Origin of the sequence: Chitinophaga flava, assembly GCF_003308995.1 — a bacterium.
Classification (GTDB): Bacteria; Bacteroidota; Bacteroidia; order Chitinophagales; family Chitinophagaceae; genus Chitinophaga; species Chitinophaga flava.
In genome coordinates this window covers 86,540-106,083 of record NZ_QFFJ01000002.1, presented here as the reverse complement: position 1 = coordinate 106,083, position 19,544 = coordinate 86,540, and the positions used below count along the sequence as shown (strand labels likewise).

General features: G+C 48.0%; 17 protein-coding genes. 7 read left to right on the top strand and 10 right to left on the bottom strand.

Features of this window, described 5'->3' with window-relative positions:
- Nucleotides 1-66 precede the first annotated feature (66 nt).
- From DF182_RS16740 to DF182_RS32125, 8 genes are all read right to left on the bottom strand, one after another.
- On the bottom strand, nucleotides 67-825 hold the full coding sequence (locus tag DF182_RS16740; RefSeq protein ID WP_113617002.1) for an amidohydrolase family protein: 759 nt from the start codon (nucleotides 823-825) through the stop codon (nucleotides 67-69).
- Nucleotides 826-1,005: 180 nt separating this feature from the next.
- A complete protein-coding gene (gene pgl / locus DF182_RS16735) occupies nucleotides 1,006-1,731 on the bottom strand; it encodes a 6-phosphogluconolactonase (protein ID WP_113617001.1) in 726 nt (241 codons plus the stop codon).
- Nucleotides 1,732-1,824: 93 nt separating this feature from the next.
- Nucleotides 1,825-3,330, bottom strand: coding sequence for a glucose-6-phosphate dehydrogenase (gene zwf / locus DF182_RS16730; protein WP_113617000.1), 1,506 nt, complete (start codon nucleotides 3,328-3,330; stop codon nucleotides 1,825-1,827).
- Between the two features lie 21 nt (nucleotides 3,331-3,351).
- On the bottom strand, nucleotides 3,352-4,776 hold the full coding sequence (gene gndA, locus DF182_RS16725) for an NADP-dependent phosphogluconate dehydrogenase (RefSeq protein WP_113616999.1): 1,425 nt from the start codon (nucleotides 4,774-4,776) through the stop codon (nucleotides 3,352-3,354).
- A 165-nt stretch (nucleotides 4,777-4,941) separates the two neighbouring features.
- Nucleotides 4,942-7,521 carry a phosphoenolpyruvate carboxylase gene (locus DF182_RS16720; protein ID WP_113616998.1) on the bottom strand — a complete coding sequence of 860 codons (2,580 nt, stop codon included), beginning with the start codon at nucleotides 7,519-7,521 and terminating at the stop codon, nucleotides 4,942-4,944.
- A 358-nt stretch (nucleotides 7,522-7,879) separates the two neighbouring features.
- Nucleotides 7,880-8,719: an energy transducer TonB gene (locus DF182_RS16715; protein ID WP_161964163.1), complete on the bottom strand. Its 840-nt coding sequence runs from the start codon at nucleotides 8,717-8,719 to the stop codon at nucleotides 7,880-7,882.
- A gap of 365 nt (nucleotides 8,720-9,084) precedes the next feature.
- Complete coding sequence (locus DF182_RS16710) at nucleotides 9,085-9,966, bottom strand: hypothetical protein (protein ID WP_113616996.1); 882 nt, start codon at nucleotides 9,964-9,966, stop codon at nucleotides 9,085-9,087.
- Between the two features lie 161 nt (nucleotides 9,967-10,127).
- On the bottom strand, nucleotides 10,128-10,337 hold the full coding sequence (locus DF182_RS32125; protein ID WP_147243455.1) for a hypothetical protein: 210 nt from the start codon (nucleotides 10,335-10,337) through the stop codon (nucleotides 10,128-10,130).
- Nucleotides 10,338-10,542: 205 nt separating this feature from the next.
- Here DF182_RS32125 and DF182_RS16705 point away from each other — a divergent pair, with 205 nt between their 5' ends.
- The 6 genes from DF182_RS16705 to DF182_RS16680 all read left to right on the top strand — a co-directional run bounded on the left by DF182_RS16705 (nucleotide 10,543) and on the right by DF182_RS16680 (nucleotide 16,322).
- A complete protein-coding gene (locus tag DF182_RS16705; RefSeq protein WP_113616995.1) occupies nucleotides 10,543-11,373 on the top strand; it encodes a YitT family protein in 831 nt (276 codons plus the stop codon).
- Between the two features lie 119 nt (nucleotides 11,374-11,492).
- Complete coding sequence (locus DF182_RS16700; RefSeq protein ID WP_113616994.1) at nucleotides 11,493-12,614, top strand: acyltransferase family protein; 1,122 nt, start codon at nucleotides 11,493-11,495, stop codon at nucleotides 12,612-12,614.
- Between the two features lie 120 nt (nucleotides 12,615-12,734).
- Nucleotides 12,735-13,520, top strand: a complete 786-nt coding sequence (locus DF182_RS16695; RefSeq protein WP_113616993.1) for an SDR family oxidoreductase — start codon at nucleotides 12,735-12,737, stop codon at nucleotides 13,518-13,520.
- Nucleotides 13,521-13,585: 65 nt separating this feature from the next.
- Nucleotides 13,586-14,329, top strand: a complete 744-nt coding sequence (locus DF182_RS16690; protein WP_113616992.1) for a (Fe-S)-binding protein — start codon at nucleotides 13,586-13,588, stop codon at nucleotides 14,327-14,329.
- 9 nt (nucleotides 14,330-14,338) lie between these two features.
- Nucleotides 14,339-15,754 (top strand): lactate utilization protein B, encoded by a 1,416-nt coding sequence (locus tag DF182_RS16685; protein ID WP_113616991.1) that lies wholly within the window; start codon nucleotides 14,339-14,341, stop codon nucleotides 15,752-15,754.
- A complete protein-coding gene (locus DF182_RS16680) occupies nucleotides 15,735-16,322 on the top strand; it encodes a LutC/YkgG family protein (RefSeq protein ID WP_113616990.1) in 588 nt (195 codons plus the stop codon). The genes DF182_RS16685 and DF182_RS16680 overlap by 20 nt, the downstream gene beginning before the upstream one ends.
- Before the next feature lie 51 nt (nucleotides 16,323-16,373).
- Here the strand turns inward: DF182_RS16680 and DF182_RS16675 are convergent, their stop codons facing one another.
- Nucleotides 16,374-16,994: a hypothetical protein gene (locus DF182_RS16675; RefSeq protein WP_113616989.1), complete on the bottom strand. Its 621-nt coding sequence runs from the start codon at nucleotides 16,992-16,994 to the stop codon at nucleotides 16,374-16,376.
- A 292-nt stretch (nucleotides 16,995-17,286) separates the two neighbouring features.
- Between DF182_RS16675 and DF182_RS16670 the strand changes: the two genes are divergently transcribed.
- The gene (locus DF182_RS16670) at nucleotides 17,287-18,030 is read left to right on the top strand and encodes a hypothetical protein (RefSeq protein WP_113616988.1); all 744 of its coding nucleotides are present in this window, start codon (nucleotides 17,287-17,289) and stop codon (nucleotides 18,028-18,030) included.
- A gap of 79 nt (nucleotides 18,031-18,109) precedes the next feature.
- Here DF182_RS16670 and DF182_RS16665 read toward each other — a convergent pair whose 3' ends face one another.
- The gene (locus DF182_RS16665) at nucleotides 18,110-19,537 is read right to left on the bottom strand and encodes a SusD/RagB family nutrient-binding outer membrane lipoprotein (protein ID WP_113616987.1); all 1,428 of its coding nucleotides are present in this window, start codon (nucleotides 19,535-19,537) and stop codon (nucleotides 18,110-18,112) included.
- Nucleotides 19,538-19,544 lie beyond the last annotated feature (7 nt).

Below are 19,544 nucleotides of genomic sequence, written 5' to 3'. Positions count from 1 at the left end.
TAGCCCTGGGTTAAAAAAGCGCCAGACACTTAGTGCCTGGCGCTTTTAATGTTTTACAATCGGGAGTTAAACACTATACAAGGCACGGGCGTTTTCGCAGCAGATCTTTTCTGCCAGTGGTAGCGGGAAGTTTTTGGTAATCAGCTCCAGATCTGCCAGGGCAAAGGATTTTGGTGCTCTGGTAGCAGGCAGGTCTGTTCCAAATACTAATGCAGCCGGATTGATAGCTGTGATCTGTCGCATGGCGGTGAGCACATCAAAATCACAGCGGCTAAAACCGGTGGCTTTTACAATAGCACCTTTTTCAACCAACGGCAGCAGGTATTTGAATCCAGCCTTGGATAAGCCGAGATGGTCGATCACTATTTTAGGTAATTTATGAAGGGTGGTGGATATTCCGGGCAGCTGCCTGGAATCGATATACAGTTCCACATGCCATTTTACCAGGTCATATACTCTTTTTCCCAGTTTTTCCAGGTGTTGAATACTTTCGGAGCCTCCACGCTGCACATTGAAACGTACGGCGCGCACGCCGGCTTTATGCAGGGAGATAATTTCCTCGTCAGTAGTATCTGCCGGTATCTGGGTAACGCCAGCAAAGCCAGGTCCCAACGCATGAAGAGCTGCCAGCAGGTATTGCTGGTCAAATCCCTGGAAAGATCCCGATACTACAGCACCACCGGTAACGTTCAGATGTAATGCTGCCACACGCTCGCGGTAATCGGCAACAGTAAAGGGAGCAGGTACATATCCGTGGTTGGGGGCCACCGGATACTGAGGATCAATGATATGCAGGTGTGCATCGAAAATGGGCTTATCAAACATATGCTATCGCTTATAACACACAAGCTACAAAAAAGGACTGTGATTTAAACTGATTAAACTGATAACCCTGATATATCTAAATAGATACATCAGGGTCATCGGTATATATATCATCAAAAAAAAATCAATACTTCGCTCCTATCAGAAAATGTATCAGGAGCATCAGCATCATCAGATAAATCATAGTTCCATAGCAGAAGCCGCGGCTTCGTCTACAAACCAGTGCAGTTCACCTTCCTGTGGTCTGATCAGCTGTGAAGGGAATTTGTCTGCATCAAAGGTGCCTTCAATAACACTTTTCAGTGTCATGGCTTTATTAGCACCTGTGGTCAGGAACAGCACACAGGCAGCTTCGTTGACTACCGGTGCGGTGAGGGTGATGCGGTACATGTCCTGTGCTTTCAGGAAAAAGGCTTTCACCCAGGCATCTTCCTCGTGTACTACGGGTGTGCCGGGGAAAAGGGACAGCGTATGTCCGTCATCGCCCATTCCGAGTAATACCAGGTCGAAGGTGAAGTCTTCATCTTTAAAATAGTTCTTCAGTATTTTCTCGTATTCGGCGGCTGACTGTTCAGGAGCAATATCGGTGCGCATCACGTGGATATTGTCCGGGTTTACCGGTACTTTGTCCAGCAACACATCAAAAGCCATGCGTGCGTTGTTACGCTCATCTTCAAAAGGAACGGCACGTTCATCGCCCCAGAAGAAATGTATTTTTTCCCAGGGGATGATTTGTTGATAGGGTTCTTTGGCCAGCAATGCATACAACTGTTTGGGAGTATTACCGCCGGACAGTACAAAGGTGAATTGTTCCTGGTCCTGTAACACTTCCTGTATGTAGTTGCTAATCCAGGCGGCTACGTTTTCGCTGAGCTGAGCCGGATCTTTGGCGATATGTAATTCCATAGTGTGTTGGTGTTTCCGTTAAAGACAGAAAGCAGCAAAGAGAAAAGTGAACACCTTTTGCGTCTTTGCTGCTTTGTTATTTTACAGGATAACTTATTTAGAAGGTAAATTAATCCATGTATGACCATCTCTGGCGATGAGTGCATCCGCATCGTCGGGGCCCCATGAATCGGGGGCATAGTTCGGGAAGTCCTGCGGTGTGCGGTTTTCCCATGTTTCCAGGATAGGCATAATCACTTTCCAGGCGGCATCTACCTGATCGCCGCGCATGAACAGGGTAGCATCTCCTTCCATTACGTCGAGCAGCAGTGTTTCGTATGCTTCCGGAGCATGTTCACCGTTGGCGTCTTCGTAGTTGAAGGTCATATCTACCGGGTCCAGGGTCATGGTCTGACCGGCACGTTTGGCCTGGAAGCGGATACGGATATCCATTTCCGGCTGAATGCTGATGGTAAGCCTGTTGGGGCGCCATGTCTGGGCAGCTTCCTGCGGGAAGGCGTAGTGTGGTGCTTCCTTAAACTGCAGGATGATGTTGGTGGCCTTCTGGTTCATGTACTTACCAGTACGTACGTAGATGGGCACACCCTGCCAGCGCCAGTTGTCGATGTAGAATTTCACGGCAGCATAGGTTTCCACGTTAGATTTAGGATCTACTCCTTTTTCTTCGCGGTAGCCTACTACTTTTTCTCCTTTCTTCCATCCGGCAGAATATTGTCCGCGTACGGCGTATTCATGCACTTTATCAGGCGTAATACGGCGGATAGCGTTGAGCACGTCTACCTTTTTATTGCGGATTTCGTTGGCATCGAAGGAAACAGGTGCTTCCATTCCTATCATACAAAGGATCTGCAGGATATGGTTTTGTACCATGTCGCGCAGGGCACCGGCTCTTTCGTAGTAGCCGCCACGGCCTTCGAGGCCTACGCTTTCTGCGGCCGTGATCTGGATATTTTCGATGAAGTTACGATTCCACACCGGCTCAAAGAGCGCATTGGCAAAGCGGAACGCCAGGATATTCTGGACAGTTTCCTTACCCAGGTAGTGATCTATACGAAAGATCTGTTCTTCTGTAAATTTGGTAGCCAGCAGCTCATTCAGCTCATGTGCACTTTTCAGGTCGTGGCCGAAAGGTTTTTCGATTACGATGCGGGTGCAATGTTTATCGCTGCAGAGGTTGAGATTACCCAGGCAGGTAACGATGTTGGGCACCAGCTGCGGTGCTACTGCCAGATAAAAGATCACGTTGGGATGTACGCCCCATTCTTGTTCCTTCTGCTTTACGTAGTCGGTGATTTTGGAATAGGCGTCCGCATTTTCCGCGTCCATCTGGAGATAGGTCACATGCTGACTGAAATCTTTCCAGTGACCGTTTTGTTCACCTTTCCGGCGGGAAAATTTAGTGATGCCGTCCAGCAGGTGAGTATGATAATCTTCGTTAGTGTAAGGACTGCGGCCCAGGCCTGCAATAGCAAATTGCTCGGGCATCCAATCATCTAAAAAAAGATTGTATAACGCAGGTGATAATTTCCGGTAGTTTAAATCGCCGCTGCCTCCGAAAATAAAGAGGATGGAAGCAGGAGGGCGTTTATGGATCTGCATATATTAAATTAAGAATGAAATTTATTTGTTGTTACGCTGCCATTCGGTATGGAATGTTCCGGGGAGGTCTATACGTTGATAAGTATGTGCCCCGAAGTAATCGCGTTGCGCCTGTATCAGGTTGGTAGCCATTCTGCCGGTACGGAAAGCATCGAAGTAAGACAATGCGGACATAAAGCCAGCAGCCTGAATACCGGTTTGTGCTGCCTGTGCTACCACACTGCGGGTGTTGGCTTCAACAGACTGCACCAGCGTAGCTACGCCTTTATCGAGCAGGATATTACCCAGGTTTGCGTCTTGCTGATAGGCCTGAGAGAACACTTCCAGGAGGGTGGAGCGGATGATACAACCGCCTCTCCATACTTTCACCACTTCCGGCAGCGGGATTTCCATCTGCAGGTCACGGGAAGCTTCATGCAGCATGGCCAGTCCCTGTGCATAACTCAGGATGGTAGCAAAATACAGCGCATCGTGTACCTGTTTGATCCACATCTCTTTGTTTTCATGGATAGCAGGGTCCGGAGCGGGGTATAATTTTTCGGCTGCCAGTCGCTGATCTTTGTAACCGGAGAGGGTGCGCATAGCCACCGCTGTATCGATTACCGGTACTGCCACCGGCAGTTCCATTGCATCCTGGGAAGTCCATTTACCAGTGCCTTTTGAACCTGCTTTATCGGAGATCACATCTACCAGGCGGGCTTCTGTTTTATCATCCTGTTGCTGGAAGATATCTGCAGTGATTTCCACCAGGAAAGACTGTAAAGCGCCATTATTCCACTCATTAAACACTTTATGCAGCTCGTCGTTGTTCAGTCCGGCGCCTTTCTGCAACAAAGCATAACTTTCGCTGATCAGTTGCATAATAGCATACTCGATGCCATTGTGCACCATTTTCACGTAGTGACCGGCACCTTCTTTACCAAGGTATGCCACACAAGGGGTACCATTTACTTTAGCTGCAATTGCTTCCAGCATGGGTTTTACCTTGCCATAAGCATCGAGGTCACCACCCGGCATAATACTCGGACCGGTGCGGGCGCCCTGCTCACCACCGGAAACACCCATCCCCATAAAGTGGATGCCTTTTTCGCGGAGATACTGCACACGACGCAGTGTATCTGTATAATGGGAGTTTCCTCCATCAATCACCACATCACCCTGCTCCAGCAGCGGTATGAGGGAAGCAATCACATCATCTACCGGCTGACCCGCAGGTACCAGCATCATCAGCTTGCGCGGACGTTCCAGCAGTTGTACCATTGTAGCCAGCTCTGCAACTCCTTTAACAGTTGTTCCCGGTGTAGCGGCAGATTCCAGCGCAGCATTCTTAGCAGCGTCCTTATCAAAGCCGATCACGGAAAAGCCATGATCCGCCATGTTGAGTAACAGGTTCCGGCCCATTACACCCAGGCCAATCATTCCAAAGTCATATAAGCTGTTTGCCATATTGAAGTGTAGTTATACTAATAGGAGATGTAAAAGTAGGTAAGAATTGGGAATTCTGCTCACCAATTATGATTTCCCATGTAGAAGAAGACCTTAGCGGAGACATGCTCCACTAAGGTCTTCACTATTATCTTATTGTTATTATACTATTAAGCAGCAGAGACATCAGGCCGAATTCCTGCCGGCATTGATAATGCCGAAAGAACAGCGCATGATTAGTTTCTCATACGTCTCTCTGCCATGGCCGTTGTTGGAATCAGTATCCAGTTCCCGCAAACGGGTAAGGGCATATTGTTGTGTGGTAAGCAAAGGCAATACAATCCTTTCCCGCATCTGAATAGACAGCTGGTCTATCGGACTGGCTTCCATCAGCTCAGCTTCACCCGTAAGGCGGAGCAGGTATTTTTTAGTCAGCTCAAATTCATCATAGATCATCTGCCATACTTCACCATATTGCGGATGTTTGGCCAGGTAAGCGGTGAGCGGGAAATAACTTTTTTTCATCGCCATCTCACAGTTGTCCAGCAGCGTCCTGAAGAACAGGGAGTGCTGATACAGGTGTTCCACTTCCTTCCATTTGCCCAGGTCATACAGTTGTTTGAGGGCGCTGCCCACACCGTAATAACCCGGCACATTCTGCTTCAGCTGACTCCAGGCCCCTACATAAGGTACGGCCCGCAGATCATTGAGATTAAGTTTGGCGCTGGCATGACGCTTACTGGGACGACTGCCGATATTGGCTTCCGCGTAATAACGGAGCGGACTGGCATGGTCCAGGTATTCCAGAAAATAAGGATGGTTTTTCAGATTGTTGTACGACGCGTAACCCGCATCAGCAAGTGATTGCAGCAGATCTTCCTCCTCTGTTGTGAGGGTCACTTCCCGGGAAGAAAACAGTTCATTGGTAATACCGGCATGTATCAACTGTTCCATATTAAACTGGGCAGCATCTATGGTGCCGAAATTGGAACTGATAGTCTGTCCCTGAATGGTCTGTTGTATTTCTTCGTTGGCAATATTGCGGCCCATGGAAGCGTAGAACTGGTGCGTTTTTCCGCCGCCACGTGCAGGAGGGCCTCCCCTTCCGTCGAAAAAGACAACATCCACCTCGTATTCCTTGGAGATGCGCGTGAGCTCTTCTTTGGCTTTATAGATACTCCAGTTGGCCATCAGATACCCACCGTCTTTGGTACCATCAGAGAAACCGAGCATAATAGTTTGCTGACTGTGACGACGACGCAGGTGCTCACGGTATTCAGGATTCTCGTACAGTTCCTTCATCACCTGACCCGCATGATGCAGGTCATCAATCGTTTCAAACAGCGGTACGATGTCGATGGTCATCGTTTCTTTCTGCCATCCGCTCAGCAGGAACATGCCAAACACTTCCATCACATTCAGTACGCTGGTAGTGTGACTGATGATATAACGGTGGCAACCTTCTTCTCCATTTGCCTCCTGAATCTGTTTGATAGCAGCAATGGTCTTCAGGCTGTCCTGATGCAATGGATTTTCGAGCAGCTGCGGATCTATGGCAGCTTTGATATTCGCCAGGGCATTGATTTTCGCCTGATCATCGAGCGCAATGTAGTCTTTGGGCAGCGTATCTGTTTTGCCTGCGATGGCATTCAGCAGCTCCACATGCACGGAGCTGTCCTGGCGAACATCGAGGGAGGCGAAATACAGCCCGAAGATCTCCACTTTGCTGATCAGATTATCGACCAGGTGAACGAACAGACCGTTATGTTGTTCTATAATTGTATTTCGTATATCCGTCAGCGTATCCAGGATGATCTGACGGCTGATATCCGCCTTATGGCCGGCGGTAAAGAGGTTGCGTGACAACCTCGCTTCCAGCGCTGCTACTACGTTTTCCACACCTTTGAAAGTCAGGCGACGCTTCAGGGTACGTACTTCCCTGAAATAACATTTCATGATGGAAGCACGGAGGGCAGCAGCCACTTCCAGAGTGGTAGCAGCATTTACGAAAGGATTGCCATCGCGGTCACCGCCGGGCCAGAAGCCCATACGGATAACCGGATTATTGCTGGTGACAGCTTCGGGGAACTGCGCCCTCAGGAATGAGAGGATGCGGCCACCGGCACGGTAGAATATATTTTCGAGGAACCATACCAGGCTGATGGCTTCATCGTATGGTGTAGGTTTTTCTTTTTTGAAAAAAGGTGTTTTACCCAGCTGTTGCAGGTACATGTTCACCTCGGAGGTGTTTTCTTCTACCAGGGCGCGGGCCAGGTCGTTGATGATACCCAGTACTTCACTGGGATAAAACTGGGTGGGATGTGCTGTAAGTACCAACCTTATGCAAAAGTGCTCCAGCTTTTCCTTTAGTTTGTCCTGTGCCTGCTCCTGTATCACTTCAGACTGCAGATGGCGAAGGGTACCGGCGCCCTGCAGGTCGCGGATATAGCGGAAGGCGGCGTCTTCCAGTGCGTCAAACAGCACCACCTGTCTTTCTGCATACTGTACAAACCGGAACAGCAGATCGGTCCGTTGTTTTTCATCCTGGTAAGTAGTGTATTGCTCAAAGAAAGAGTCCATGATGGTTTGGGGGCTGTTTCCGCGGGCATATCCTTCTTCACAATGCAGGAGAAAGAGGGATAAAAAGATTCCTGTCTTCTCTACCCGATGAAAGGGTAATGAGGTGAAGAGGCTGTTATACAGCTGAAACTTGGTGCCAACAAGGTTTTTAAACTGTTGCAGCGAGTTATTAACCGGCGCTTCCATACTAAAAATCCATTTATAGTGCTGAAGAAGAGAACTAAGCGGCCGTTAAATTAATAATTATTTTGTTTAGTTGTTTATTTATCAAACGCTTTATTTTTTGATTATTATTTTACATAAAATATAAATGTTTGAATATTTTCTAATAAGAATGTAAAAAAAATCCCGGCTGCAAAAAGCAAACCGGGATGCATAGGTATTAGAACAAGCGGAAAGAGATAACATGCCAGGACATAAGATTCCCTGTACAATCTGTCGATTGAATTTTTTTTTAAAAGATCAACGATAAATAATCAGTGAAAAAGGTAGAGAAGTAGAAAGGAAAGTATATGTATTCAGGTTAAATGGATGCAGACCGGCATTATTGATTTTCCAGGGAGAAGCGGATGGGCAGATTGTACAGTACATTCACTGTGCGGCCATTCTGTTTACCAGCCCTCCAGTTAGGCATTTTGCCGACTACTCTTAACGCTTCTTCTTCCAGCCCACCACCTTTGGTTGCGCCTACCGTTTTTATCTGAGAGATAGTGCCGTCTTTGCTCACCACAAACTGCACATAGACAGCGCCCTGTATCCCGTTCTCCTGGGCCATATTCGGATAGCGGAGATTTTTTTGCAGATATTTCATCAAGGCTGCTTCTCCACCCGGGAACTCCGGCATGATTTCAACAAAGGACACGATTTCTTCACGTTCTGGTGCTACAGGGGCAATTACTACGCCTGGCGTACCTGCAGATACATCTGCCAAACCATCTGCCACACCATTCAGGTCACCTTCTGTATTCTTCAGCCCTATTGTTTGATTACCGATATCACTGATTTTAGGTGGCTCATCTTCAGGATTTACCTGATCATTGGGCACCACTTTCAGGCTGGCAAAATCAATGGTAGGCGCAGCAGCAGGAGGCGGTGTAGCCTGTACTGGTGGCGGAATCACCGGATCTTGTTCCGGCTGATCGATTTGAGTAAGGGTGGTGGTTTTGTCGAACAACTCCGGTTTACTGATGTTTTCCTTAGCACTTAATGTATTATTCAATACAAAACCGCCCACCATCACCAATACTATGGAAGCTGTACCTATTACGGCATTGCGTACACGCCGGTCGTAACGGCTGCGTAATGCATAGGCCCCATAATCTTTGTTCCTTCCATCGAAGAGGATGTCGAGGAAATCATTCCCCGGGATTTTAGCTGAGTCCATGGTAATTTGTTTTTTAATTAGATGAGGCAGGAAAATATTTTCCATAACAAAATGGAAAAATATTTTTTCGGGTATATATAAAAGAGAAGCCCCGGCGCGAGACCGGGACTTGCTGGCACTGGGAGCCTTACCTGGAAACAGGTGGTTCCTTCATGATAAATTAGGCTTTCCGAAAAAAGTATAAGCGTTTACGTTAGCAGGTAGTCATTCATTTATTTCCTGTGATTTCAAAACAGGAGTTACCATAGGATAAAAATAATTTCGTTATAGTAGTTCTCCGGCTGGTGAGGCAACTACCCCACAACACCCACCAGTATTGCCGAGGATAGCGCCCCTTATGACCGGAGTATATATAGCTTCCGTTGTTATTTTGTTGCGACGGCATTAACCGGATGAGCCGTCAGGAACCCGAAGTGATGTAGTTGTGTCTGTCCTTCCCGTTGTATATACTGGACCCAGGCTGCAATCACTGGTTGGGTTTTCTCCAGTGAGCGATCGTAACTCAGCACCACTTCTTCTATCGGGATACCCGGTGGCGGTGCGGTTTCCAGCCGATTGATCAGTACATCCAGATCTGTATAGAAATTTTCTTCCTGTTCTAAACGCCCGTTATTGTTGAGATCAAGCGGAATGACCGCGATATTATGAACGGGTTTCCGGTTGCGCAGATCGTAGATAAAGCCGGGGTTATTAAAGGATACCGCAGCAGGATCTTCTTGTACAGCCTTCAGTAGCTGCTGGTCATCACCGGGCACCTGCTTGCCTTTTATATCTTCAAAGGCAGCACCATAAAAGGCTGCGAAAGTAACCGGTGCACAGGATTTCTCCAGCCGGTTGTATACGACCACTTGTTCGGAGGCAGTATTTTTTTGTTCCCGTTTAAAATACAATTCCTTCAAATGCTCCACTGTCAATGATTTTCCGGCATGTGCACTGTGGATATTGGTAACGGGTAACAGCGCATAACGGGCAACTGCTACATACTGATATTGTTCTTTATGTTGCGGGATACGTTGTGCAGTAAAATGTATCACAGCCTGTGCGGCGGCAGGGTCTCTGGGAGACACGAGGCGAAACACTGTTCCGGGGTGGGTTTGCTGGAAGTCGTCGATCCAATCCTGTACCAGCGGAAAAGTAAATCGTGTACCCGTAACAGTTATAGTATCTTGATTAGTGGCAGCTTTTGCAGTGTTGGCATGGGTTATTACTAAAAGAGCCGCCAGCAGGAAATGAGCATGAGTTTTCATGGCAAACAATTTTGTGTGAGCGATATGCCGGGAGGCGCGGGGCAGGTATGATACTGAAAAATTTACCACCAATAAATTTGCAGCATACCTTTCCCGCAAGCCCGACCAGGCATTCTATTTACAGCTTACAGAACGCAAGACTTCAGTGTCAGCAACTACTGCTACAACAGCAGTGCAGCACAATAATGTAACGGGAACAGGTATTGTTTACCTTTGCTGATATCAACGCTTGGGAACGTAGTCCACAGTCCTGAGTATGCCGTTTCATAGTGTATCGTTTTACACAATTGTTCAATAATGGCGGCTGCTCTTTGCTGGTGGATCAAAGGATGCCGGGAGTATTGCCTTATTTCTCCCTGTTGTGGTTGCAAACTTATTAGTCTACTTATTTGGTAGACAAATATACATCGAGTTTTATTAATTCCAAATAATTTTTGTGTTTTTTTTCATAGATGAATATTCAGTTATAAAAGACGGTCCTGTTTCCAGCCCCCGACTGTTAACTTTCGGGAAAATCCTTTACGTAAGCGTCTTTGGGCTCCATCATTTGCATAAAAAATAAGTTATTTTTGCCCCATGAAATCACATGTGAAGAATATCCTACTGCTCATTATCGGTGCGCTGATATTTGCTGTAGGCATTAATTATCTGGCCATCCCCAATAAGCTCTCTGAAGGCGGGGTAATTGGTATCACTATCGTTACCTATTATTATTTTGGCTGGTCTCCGGGTATCACCAACCTCATCATTAATGTGTTCCTGATCATAGCAGGATACAAACTGCTGGACAAGCGGGGGATGTTGTATACGATCCTGGGTATTATTTTTTGTTCGTTTTTCCTTTACATCACGGAAAACCATCTCACACCGGTAACTTCCAATACCTTGCTGGCAGCCATTTTTGCCGGTTTGCTGGTAGGCATTGGCATAGGGCTCGTATTCCTGTCGGGCGGCACAACCGGCGGTTCGGCCATTGTAGCAAGGATGTGCAACAAATACCTGGGCTGGACCCTGGGCAACGCCATGCTGATATTTGATATCGTAGTGATTGCTGCTTCTTCCTTTATCATCGGCCTGGAAAAAACCATGTATACCTTTATCGCTGTTTACATTGGCGCCAGAACAGTAGATTATATAGTAGACGGTCTTAACACCAAACGGGCTATTACCATCATCTCCCAGCATACCCCACTCATTGCACAAAAGATCACCGGCGAAATGGGACGTGGTGCAACCGTACTGCATGGACATGGTGCCTACACTGGCGACAGAAAAGAAATATTGTATGTTGTTATTGGCAAACAAGAGCTGATGCACCTCAAATCCCTTGTGCAGGAAGCTGATCCCGAAGCATTTGTGGTCATCCACGAAGTACATGAAGTGTTGGGCCGCGGCTTCTCCATGTAAAAAATTTCCAACTCTTTTTTCCCCGTATTTGGATTTTGAAAAAGAGATGTCTATATTGTAGACACTCAAATGCGGCCCATTTCCTTACCATCTTATCAACCAACTTAATACGGGGAAAAATGACACAAAGCTCCCAACGCTTTTTACCGCTGGATGTATTCCGCGGCATGACAGTCTGTTTCATGATCATAGTTAATACCGGCGGCACAGGGGGTACTTACTGGCCGCTGGATCATGCCCCCTGGCACGGCTGGACCCCCACAGACCTGGTATTCCCTTCCTTCCTTTTTGCTGTCGGCAATGCCATGAGTTTCAGTATGAAAAAATATGAACAGCTGGGCAACGCAGCTGTGCTCGGTAAAATCTTCAAACGTACCCTTATCATTTTTCTGCTCGGCTACCTGATGTATTGGTTTCCCTTTGTGGAGCATACCAGTACGGGACTGAGTTTCAAACCATTCAGCCATACCCGTATCCTGGGCGTATTACAACGTATAGCCCTCTGTTATGGTATTGCCTCCCTCCTGATTCATTATCTTCCTAAAAAAGGCGTGTGGACGGTCAGTGCCCTGTTTCTCTTCGGCTACTGGGCCATTCTGTGGTTTGCCGGCACACCCGGCGACCAATATGGTATCCATGGCAATGCCGGCATCGCTCTTGATAAGCTGGTAATGGGCGATAATCATATGTATCACGGAGAAGGTTTTGCCTTCGATCCGGAAGGTATCCTCAGCACCTTCCCGGCTGTAGTGAACGTAGTAGCCGGTTATTATGCAGGCCTGTTTGTACAGCAGCAGGGCCGCACCCAGTCCGGGCTGCTACGGATGATAGCCACCGGCGCCGTACTGATAGCCCTTGCCTATGCATGGAACACAGTATTTCCCATCAACAAAAAACTGTGGACCAGCTCCTATGTGCTGCTCACAGTGGGCATCGACCTTATACTTTTATCCCTGCTCATTCTACTGATCGATATTGCCGGCTTTACCAAAGGCACGAGCTTTTTCACCATCTTCGGCAAAAACCCGTTGTTCCTATACCTATTGTCAGAAGTGCTCGCTATCCTGATGTACTTCTTCCTCATAGGTAACCAATCATTGTATCAATGGATCAATGATCAGATTTTCCAGCCCTTATCTCCTGGTAAATTCGGCTCTCTGCTATTCTCACTGGCATTTATGCTGCTGTGCTGGACAGTAGGTCTGATACTGGATAAGCGGAAGATCTATGTAAGGGTATAACATTTCCGGATTTTTTGATTTTCGGATTTTTTGATTTTCGGATTTTTTGATTTAATTATTTGAAATAGAGACCTTTGATTCTCTCCATATCAAAATCGAAAATCAAAAAATCCGAAAATCATGAACCTGTCCTTAAAAGACAAAACCGCACTGATATGCGGCGGTTCACAAGGCCTCGGCCTTGCCACCGCCATAGAGCTGGCTTCCCTGGGTGCCACCTGTATACTCACCGCCCGGAACGAAGAAAACCTGAAGACCGCTGTAACGCAACTCTCTTCTGAAGCCGGACAAGCCCACCGGTATATCGTATCCGACTTCTCAGATCTGGACGAAGTAAAGGATTTAGCTGCCGACCTCGCTCTCGAAGGCACGGTACATATCCTGATCAACAATACCGGCGGCCCTGCTACAGGCCCTATTCTGGAAGCCTCCACAGACGCCTTTGCAGATGCTTTCTCCCAGCATCTGCTCTGCAACCAGGTACTGGCGCAGGCCCTGGTGCCAGGCATGATACAGGCCGGCTATGGTCGTATCATCAATATTATCTCCACTTCTGTAAAAGCTCCGCTGAAAAACCTCGGCGTATCCAATACTACCCGCTGGGCTGTTGCTGCCTGGGCCAAAACGCTGGCCACAGAACTGGCTCCACATGGCATTACAGTCAATAATGTACTGCCCGGTTCTGTCCGTACTGCCAGGCTGGAAAGCATATTCAGCAACAGCGCCGCTGCTCGTAATGTCTCTCCTGAAACGATCGCGGAAGAAGCGCTGAGAGAAATCCCCATGAAACGTTTTGGCGAAGCCCGGGAAGTAGGTGCCATGGCCGCTTTTCTGGCTACACCCGCAGCCGCCTACGTGACAGGCACCAGTATCGCAGTAGACGGAGGGAAAACACCGGTCTCCTGATTTTCCGGTCAACCAACACGGCGACTTTGCTGTTATGCATATGTATCAAGCAAATAGTCCTGCGTATGAAAGTTGGCCTGTTCATTCCCTGTTATGTTGACGCTATCTACCCGGAAGCCGGCATCGCCACCCTGGAGCTGCTGGAACGTTTGGGCCTGGAAGTGGTATATCCGCTGAACCAGACCTGTTGCGGCCAGCCTATGGCCAATGAAGGTGACCAGCAGCATTCAGCCGCCGCGGAACAACTGTTTGTTGACAACTTCCGGGAGTTTGAATATATCATCGGACCTGCCGGCAGCTGTGTAAAACACGTAAGGCATCATCTTGATGCAATCCCGCAGGACCCCGACGTACTGCATGTACGGCAACGCACCTACGAACTGGTAGAATTTCTTCACGATATACTGCAGGTAGAAAGTTTCCCCTGGGCTTATTTCCGTTATAAAGTAGGGTTGCATAACAGTTGCAGCTCCATCCGCGGTCTGAACATAGCCCTTCCCTCCGAAATCATGGGTACTCCTTTCAATAAAACCGCCCGGCTGTTACAGATGGTGGAAGGTCTGGAACTGGTACCGATGGACCGTCCTGATGAATGCTGTGGCTTCGGTGGCACCTTCTGTGTGACAGATGAAGCGGTGAGCGCCAGTATGGGCCTGGATAAAGTGCATGATTACGTCCGGAATGATGCTGAATTTATTGTATCTCCTGACATGTCCTGTCTGATGCATCAGCAGGGTATTGCCCGCAAAGCCGGCATACGCATGAAATTTCTGCATGTGGCACAGGTACTCAATGGTGGTCCTTTTTAATATTTTTTTATGGGAGATGAAAAAAAAGTAGATGTAGCCGCCAACGCCGCCGCCTTCCTCGAACAGGACGAGGTGCATGAGCCCATGCACGATAAAAACCTGTGGGCCGCCCGCATGCACCGGGATGCCGCTGCCAGGGCGGTACCCGAATGGGAAGAACTGCGTAAGATCGCGTCACAGATAAAGGAACATACCCTTACCCATCTCCCCGATTACCTGCGTGAATTTGAAAACAATGCCCTGAAACGAGGCGCCAAAGTATACTGGGCCAGAGATGCCGCAGAACATAATCAGCACGTATGGGACATCCTTCAGGAGAAAAACATCCGCGCTGTTATCAAAAGCAAATCGATGCTGCAGGAAGAATGTGGTATGACCGCCTTTCTGGAGAAACGGGGCATCACCGTTACTGAGTCTGACCTGGGCGAACGGATCCAGCAACTGGATGACCAGCCTCCCAGCCATATTGTAATGCCCGCCATTCACAAAACGCCGGAAGATGTAGCACAGCTGTTTGCCCGTAGTATCGGCACAGACCCCGGCAATACCGATCCACACTATCTGACAGAAGCCATGCGTAATGATGCGCGGAAAAGGTTTCTGGAAGCCGGCGCCGGGATGACAGGCGCCAATTTCGCCATTGCGGAAACGGGCAGTTTTGTGGTCTGCACCAACGAAGGCAATGCGGATATAGGTGCTGCCGTACCTCCTGTTCATATCGCCAGTATCGGTATAGAAAAGCTGCTGCCTAAAGTGAGTGATCTCGGCATCTTCATCCGGATGTTGTCACGCAGCGCACTGGGAACGCTGGCCACACAATATACTTCTCATTTCAGCGGTCCCCGCCGTGGTGGCGAGCTGCATATCATTCTGACAGACAACGGGCGCAGCCGGCGCTTAGGTATGCCCGACTTCTGGACATCACTGAAGTGTATCCGTTGTGGCGCCTGTATGAATACCTGTCCGGTATACCGTCGTAGTGGCGGGTTAGCTTATGGTGCTACCTATTCCGGGCCTATTGGTATTATCCTCGACCCTACTTTCGATGAATCCAGATATAGTGAGTTACCGTACCATTCCTCGTTGTGTGGCTCCTGCACAGAGGTCTGTCCGGTTAAGATTGACATCAGCGACCAGATATTAAAATGGCGCAAAGTGATGGCAGCAAAAAAATATCTGCCTGTCAGCAGGCGGCTGGCCTTTGGTGCCGCCGGCAGGATCTTCGAACACCCGCAATTGTTCCGCAGTGCCGAAAGCATGGCCAGCGGAGCATTACGTTTTACGCCTCATTTCCTTCTGTACAACAAGGTGCTGAATCCGTGGGGGCGTCACCGTGAGTTACCCCATTTCGCCGGACAAACATTCCGGGAGTGGTATTTACAATACAGAGCCAAAAACAACGATCATGGAGAACAACACACGTAATCACGTATTGGCAGCTGTAGAAAGCCAGCTGCCGCTTAACCGTATCGCCTACCCGGCCATTCCCGCTTTCCCCAAAACAGTAACCGATCTGCTGACAGCATTCGAACAACGTGTAGCCGATGCCGGTGGTGAAATTTTTAGGCCCGCAGATGCAGTGGCCGCACAAGCCCTGCTGGCATCCCAGTTCCCAGGCGCCAGCGTGATCTGCTCCGTAACCCCGGAGATAAAAGGCAACCGCGACATTCACGCCGTGCAGAACCCGCATGAGCTGGCAGATGTGGATGTAGCAGTGATCCGGGCCCGGTTTGGCGTAGCAGAAAACGGAATGGTATGGCTTACCCAGGAAGATCTGGAAGTAAATGCATTGGGCTTTTTATCACAGCATCTGGTGATACTGCTGTCTCCCCAGTCTATCGTATGCGATATGTACGATGCCTACCTGCGGGTACACCTGGAAGATACCGCCTATGGCTGTTTTATGATGGGGCCTTCCGCTACCGCAGATATCGGAGCCGTGTTGGTACATGGGGCACAAGGGGCCAGAAGCCTGAGTGTTTATCTGTTGTAACTGTGATGAATTCTAATGTTTATTGATGGGCCTGATGGGCAGATATAATACCTAGCAGGGGATAAAATAAACGATCCGTATCAGTTTACCATTTTCAAAGAAAAACCGAACACTACTATCACTCTCTTTCACATCCGCGTCCCGCAGGGTGATCATATCTGTATAACCTTCATTCTCCGCCTGGCGCACAGCTTTGGGGAAACGTTTCTTCATATCAGCCCAGGTAGTATTGTGGCTAAAAGTAATGCCTCCATAGGAAACCGTTTGCGTCGGTGTAAGCCTGAATTCATCGCAGGCCAGGGAGTCTTTATAAAGTTCAAAACGGGAACCGTTTTTATAGAAGTATTCAAATTCGTCTTCAAACTGGGCATCGCAGATAGAGGTCCAGTCTGGTGTTACAAGGCTGTCGGCCTCTCCAAAGGCAGCTTTAAAACGCGACAGGCTGGTATGTAACGGTACTTTATTATTGATCATCACCCTGGAGAGCTGGATTCCTTCTATCTCATCCCAGGCAATATCTTCATGTGCTTTGAGTACCGAATCCTCTTCTTCCAGTGATGTCACCACAGATTCGGATGGAGCAGGAACAGCGGTGGTTTCGTCATCGGCTGTATTGTTATTACTGCAGGCAGTGGCACCTATGATCCATAAAGCTAAAAATACTCTGTACATATCATTCCCCATTTTCGACTACCTATCTATCGTTGAAGGCAGGCTAAAATTAAAAACTTTATCTATTATATGTAAAATTTCTACATATATATTTAAAATATTTTTCCTAATTTTCCATCAGATATCCTCTCAGAAAAAGTCAGGACCATGTTTTCAGGAACCCCGTGCCATTTGTCAACAAAGCTTATGAGAGAAAAATAAGACGAGATCTATAAACACTTGCTGTCACTTTGTTTTCCTTAAAAATTAATCTCAAAAATAAAAACCGCTTTAATCAAACCCATTCCCAGTTATGCAAGACATACACAACGAAGTAATGCGGCTGCGCCGCCAGATGAACTTTTTCCGTTTATACGCTATTATCTCATCTGTTTTGATATTCGCGTTTATCAGCTATGGTTTTCGCAGAACAGAACAACCTGATATTATCAAGAGTCTGCGCGCTGAAAAGATTGATATTGTAGAACCAGACGGCACTGTTAAACTTTCACTCTTCAACAGTGGGCACCTGCCTCCCGGTGTTGTTAATGGTAAAAAACTCCCCCGCCAGGGCGAAGGCGAGTCAGGGCTGATGTTTTACAATACAGAAGGAGAAGAATGCGGAGGCCTCGTCTATGCAGGGAAAGGGAAAGACGGCAAGGGCAGGAACGAATTAAGCCTGACGTTCGACAAGTACAAGCAGGACCAGCAGGTAACACTCGCCTACGCTCAAGAGGAAGGAGGAAACGATAGAAAGGGATTAACCATTTCCGAACGCCCTGAAGTTTCTCTTGATAAAGTCATGACTATCATCGACTCTATTCGTAATCATGTAAAAGATGCCCAGGAACAGAACAGGGTAATGGAAAAATTATATAAAGAAGGAGTATTTGGATACCACCGCATGTTTGCCGGTCAGCAGGGACAACGGACCGGCGTTTTTGTGAATGATGATAAGGGCAGGGTACGCCTTGAGATGATCGTTAATGAAAAAAATGAACCGGAGATACTGTTTTACGATGAAAAAGGAGCAGTGCATAAAAAGATAACTTATTAAGAAAGCAGGATTGCTCCAAATATATAACCCAGGGCTGAAGCCCTGGGCTATGTATTTGTTTTATGGCAAACAGGATTTATCAGTACATATCAAACCACAGTTTGGTGGTCAGCAGATCAGCACCCTGCCTTGCTACAGCAGCTTTATAATTGATGCCGTTCAGCGCCTGTTCGCTGGAAGGATACTTGAAACGCAGGGGCATACTGCCATTCAGCGCGCCTGTATAGGCAGCCTTCAGCTGAGGATAATCCAGCCTTCTCCATTCTGCAAAAGCTTCCAGGCCCTCGCCGAAAAGTGCCAGCCATTTCTGTTCACCAATAGACTTTTTGAAATTCGTCGCATCATAAGCTACTCCCGGCTGCTGCAGATAAGCAGCTGCGGTAGTAGAAGACAGCCCATACTGTGCAAAGGAAGCTGTTACCGCCTGATTGTACAGATCGGCTGCATTACCATTGGTCAGTCCACGCTGTGCAGCTTCTGCCAGGATAAACAGCTGTTCCGCATAACTGAACAGCACCGCCGGCGCCATGGTAGCCGTAAATACAGCTCCGGCATCCGACGTTTTGCTGAAGCCCAAACGGGCAGCAGAATCACTAGGCAGCCCATTGGTCACCCCAATAATCACGTTGGTATCTTTAGGTACGGTAGCGTATATGGGTAACCGTGGGTCGTTGAGTGCTTTGAGTTTATCCACTATTGTTTTGCTGATGCGATAGTCGTTGCGGGTTTCGCGGTTGCGGCCCACAGGGTTCTGGTTGGGAGATGCCTGGTAAATCAGTTTTACATCAACACCCTGAGGCAATAATACATTACCGCCGGCAGCTACCTCATCAAATACCGCTTTGGCTGTATTAAAATCACGGTCGGCAATACGTAATGCGATACGCAGCCGGAGCCCGTTGGCAAACTGTTTCCAGGTATTCATGTTACCGCCCAGCAGGATATCCCCGTTGATAGCATTACCAGTGGTGGTAATGGTGGCGGCCGCATCTTTCAGTTCTGCCAGGAGCCCCGTGTACACATCTTTCTGGCTGTCATATACCGGCGTAAGATATTGCTCGATTTTACCGGCCTGTTTATAAGGAATATCACCATAGAGATCTGTGAGCTGCTGGAAGATCCAGGAACGCATGATCACCGCTGCTGCTTTGTAGTTGGGGTTATGCAGACTGTCCCCCAGCTGGGCCAGGGTGGTGAAGTCTTCGATACCCTGTGCATAAAAATTGCTCCATACATTTTGGGTACCGGTAGCACCAGCGATGTAACGGTCAGCATCGGTATACTGGATTTTAGCCCAATACTGGATATAGAGCAAACTACCGTCCATAGCGGCATCCGGACCCCAATAGGTATCTACGTTTGCTTTAATACCGTTACTCAGGAGATAGTCCGGTTGCACGGTAGTTGGTTCATTCGGGTTTTTGTTGATCCGCTCCAGCTCCTTCCGGCAGGAAGCCAGTAGGATGATGGCGAACAACATATAACAAGGTATCAACAACTTTTTCATATCCGGT

Bases quoted from the DNA above. Each gene is read 5' to 3' on its own strand.
- DF182_RS16685 (WP_113616991.1), top strand. From the start codon at position 14,339: ATGGGAGATGAAAAAAAAGTAGATGTAGCCGCCAACGCCGCCGCCTTC.
- DF182_RS16665 (WP_113616987.1), bottom strand. From the start codon at position 19,537: ATGAAAAAGTTGTTGATACCTTGTTATATGTTGTTCGCCATCATCCTA.
- DF182_RS16670 (WP_113616988.1), top strand. From the start codon at position 17,287: ATGCAAGACATACACAACGAAGTAATGCGGCTGCGCCGCCAGATGAAC.
- DF182_RS16705 (WP_113616995.1), top strand. From the start codon at position 10,543: ATGAAATCACATGTGAAGAATATCCTACTGCTCATTATCGGTGCGCTG.
- gndA (WP_113616999.1), bottom strand. From the start codon at position 4,776: ATGGCAAACAGCTTATATGACTTTGGAATGATTGGCCTGGGTGTAATG.
- DF182_RS16695 (WP_113616993.1), top strand. From the start codon at position 12,735: ATGAACCTGTCCTTAAAAGACAAAACCGCACTGATATGCGGCGGTTCA.
- zwf (WP_113617000.1), bottom strand. From the start codon at position 3,330: ATGCAGATCCATAAACGCCCTCCTGCTTCCATCCTCTTTATTTTCGGA.
- DF182_RS16740 (WP_113617002.1), bottom strand. From the start codon at position 825: ATGTTTGATAAGCCCATTTTCGATGCACACCTGCATATCATTGATCCT.
- DF182_RS16715 (WP_161964163.1), bottom strand. From the start codon at position 8,719: ATGGACTCAGCTAAAATCCCGGGGAATGATTTCCTCGACATCCTCTTC.
- DF182_RS16710 (WP_113616996.1), bottom strand. From the start codon at position 9,966: ATGAAAACTCATGCTCATTTCCTGCTGGCGGCTCTTTTAGTAATAACC.
- pgl (WP_113617001.1), bottom strand. From the start codon at position 1,731: ATGGAATTACATATCGCCAAAGATCCGGCTCAGCTCAGCGAAAACGTA.
- DF182_RS16680 (WP_113616990.1), top strand. From the start codon at position 15,735: ATGGAGAACAACACACGTAATCACGTATTGGCAGCTGTAGAAAGCCAG.
- DF182_RS16675 (WP_113616989.1), bottom strand. From the start codon at position 16,994: ATGTACAGAGTATTTTTAGCTTTATGGATCATAGGTGCCACTGCCTGC.
- DF182_RS16690 (WP_113616992.1), top strand. From the start codon at position 13,586: ATGAAAGTTGGCCTGTTCATTCCCTGTTATGTTGACGCTATCTACCCG.
- DF182_RS16720 (WP_113616998.1), bottom strand. From the start codon at position 7,521: ATGGAAGCGCCGGTTAATAACTCGCTGCAACAGTTTAAAAACCTTGTT.
- DF182_RS16700 (WP_113616994.1), top strand. From the start codon at position 11,493: ATGACACAAAGCTCCCAACGCTTTTTACCGCTGGATGTATTCCGCGGC.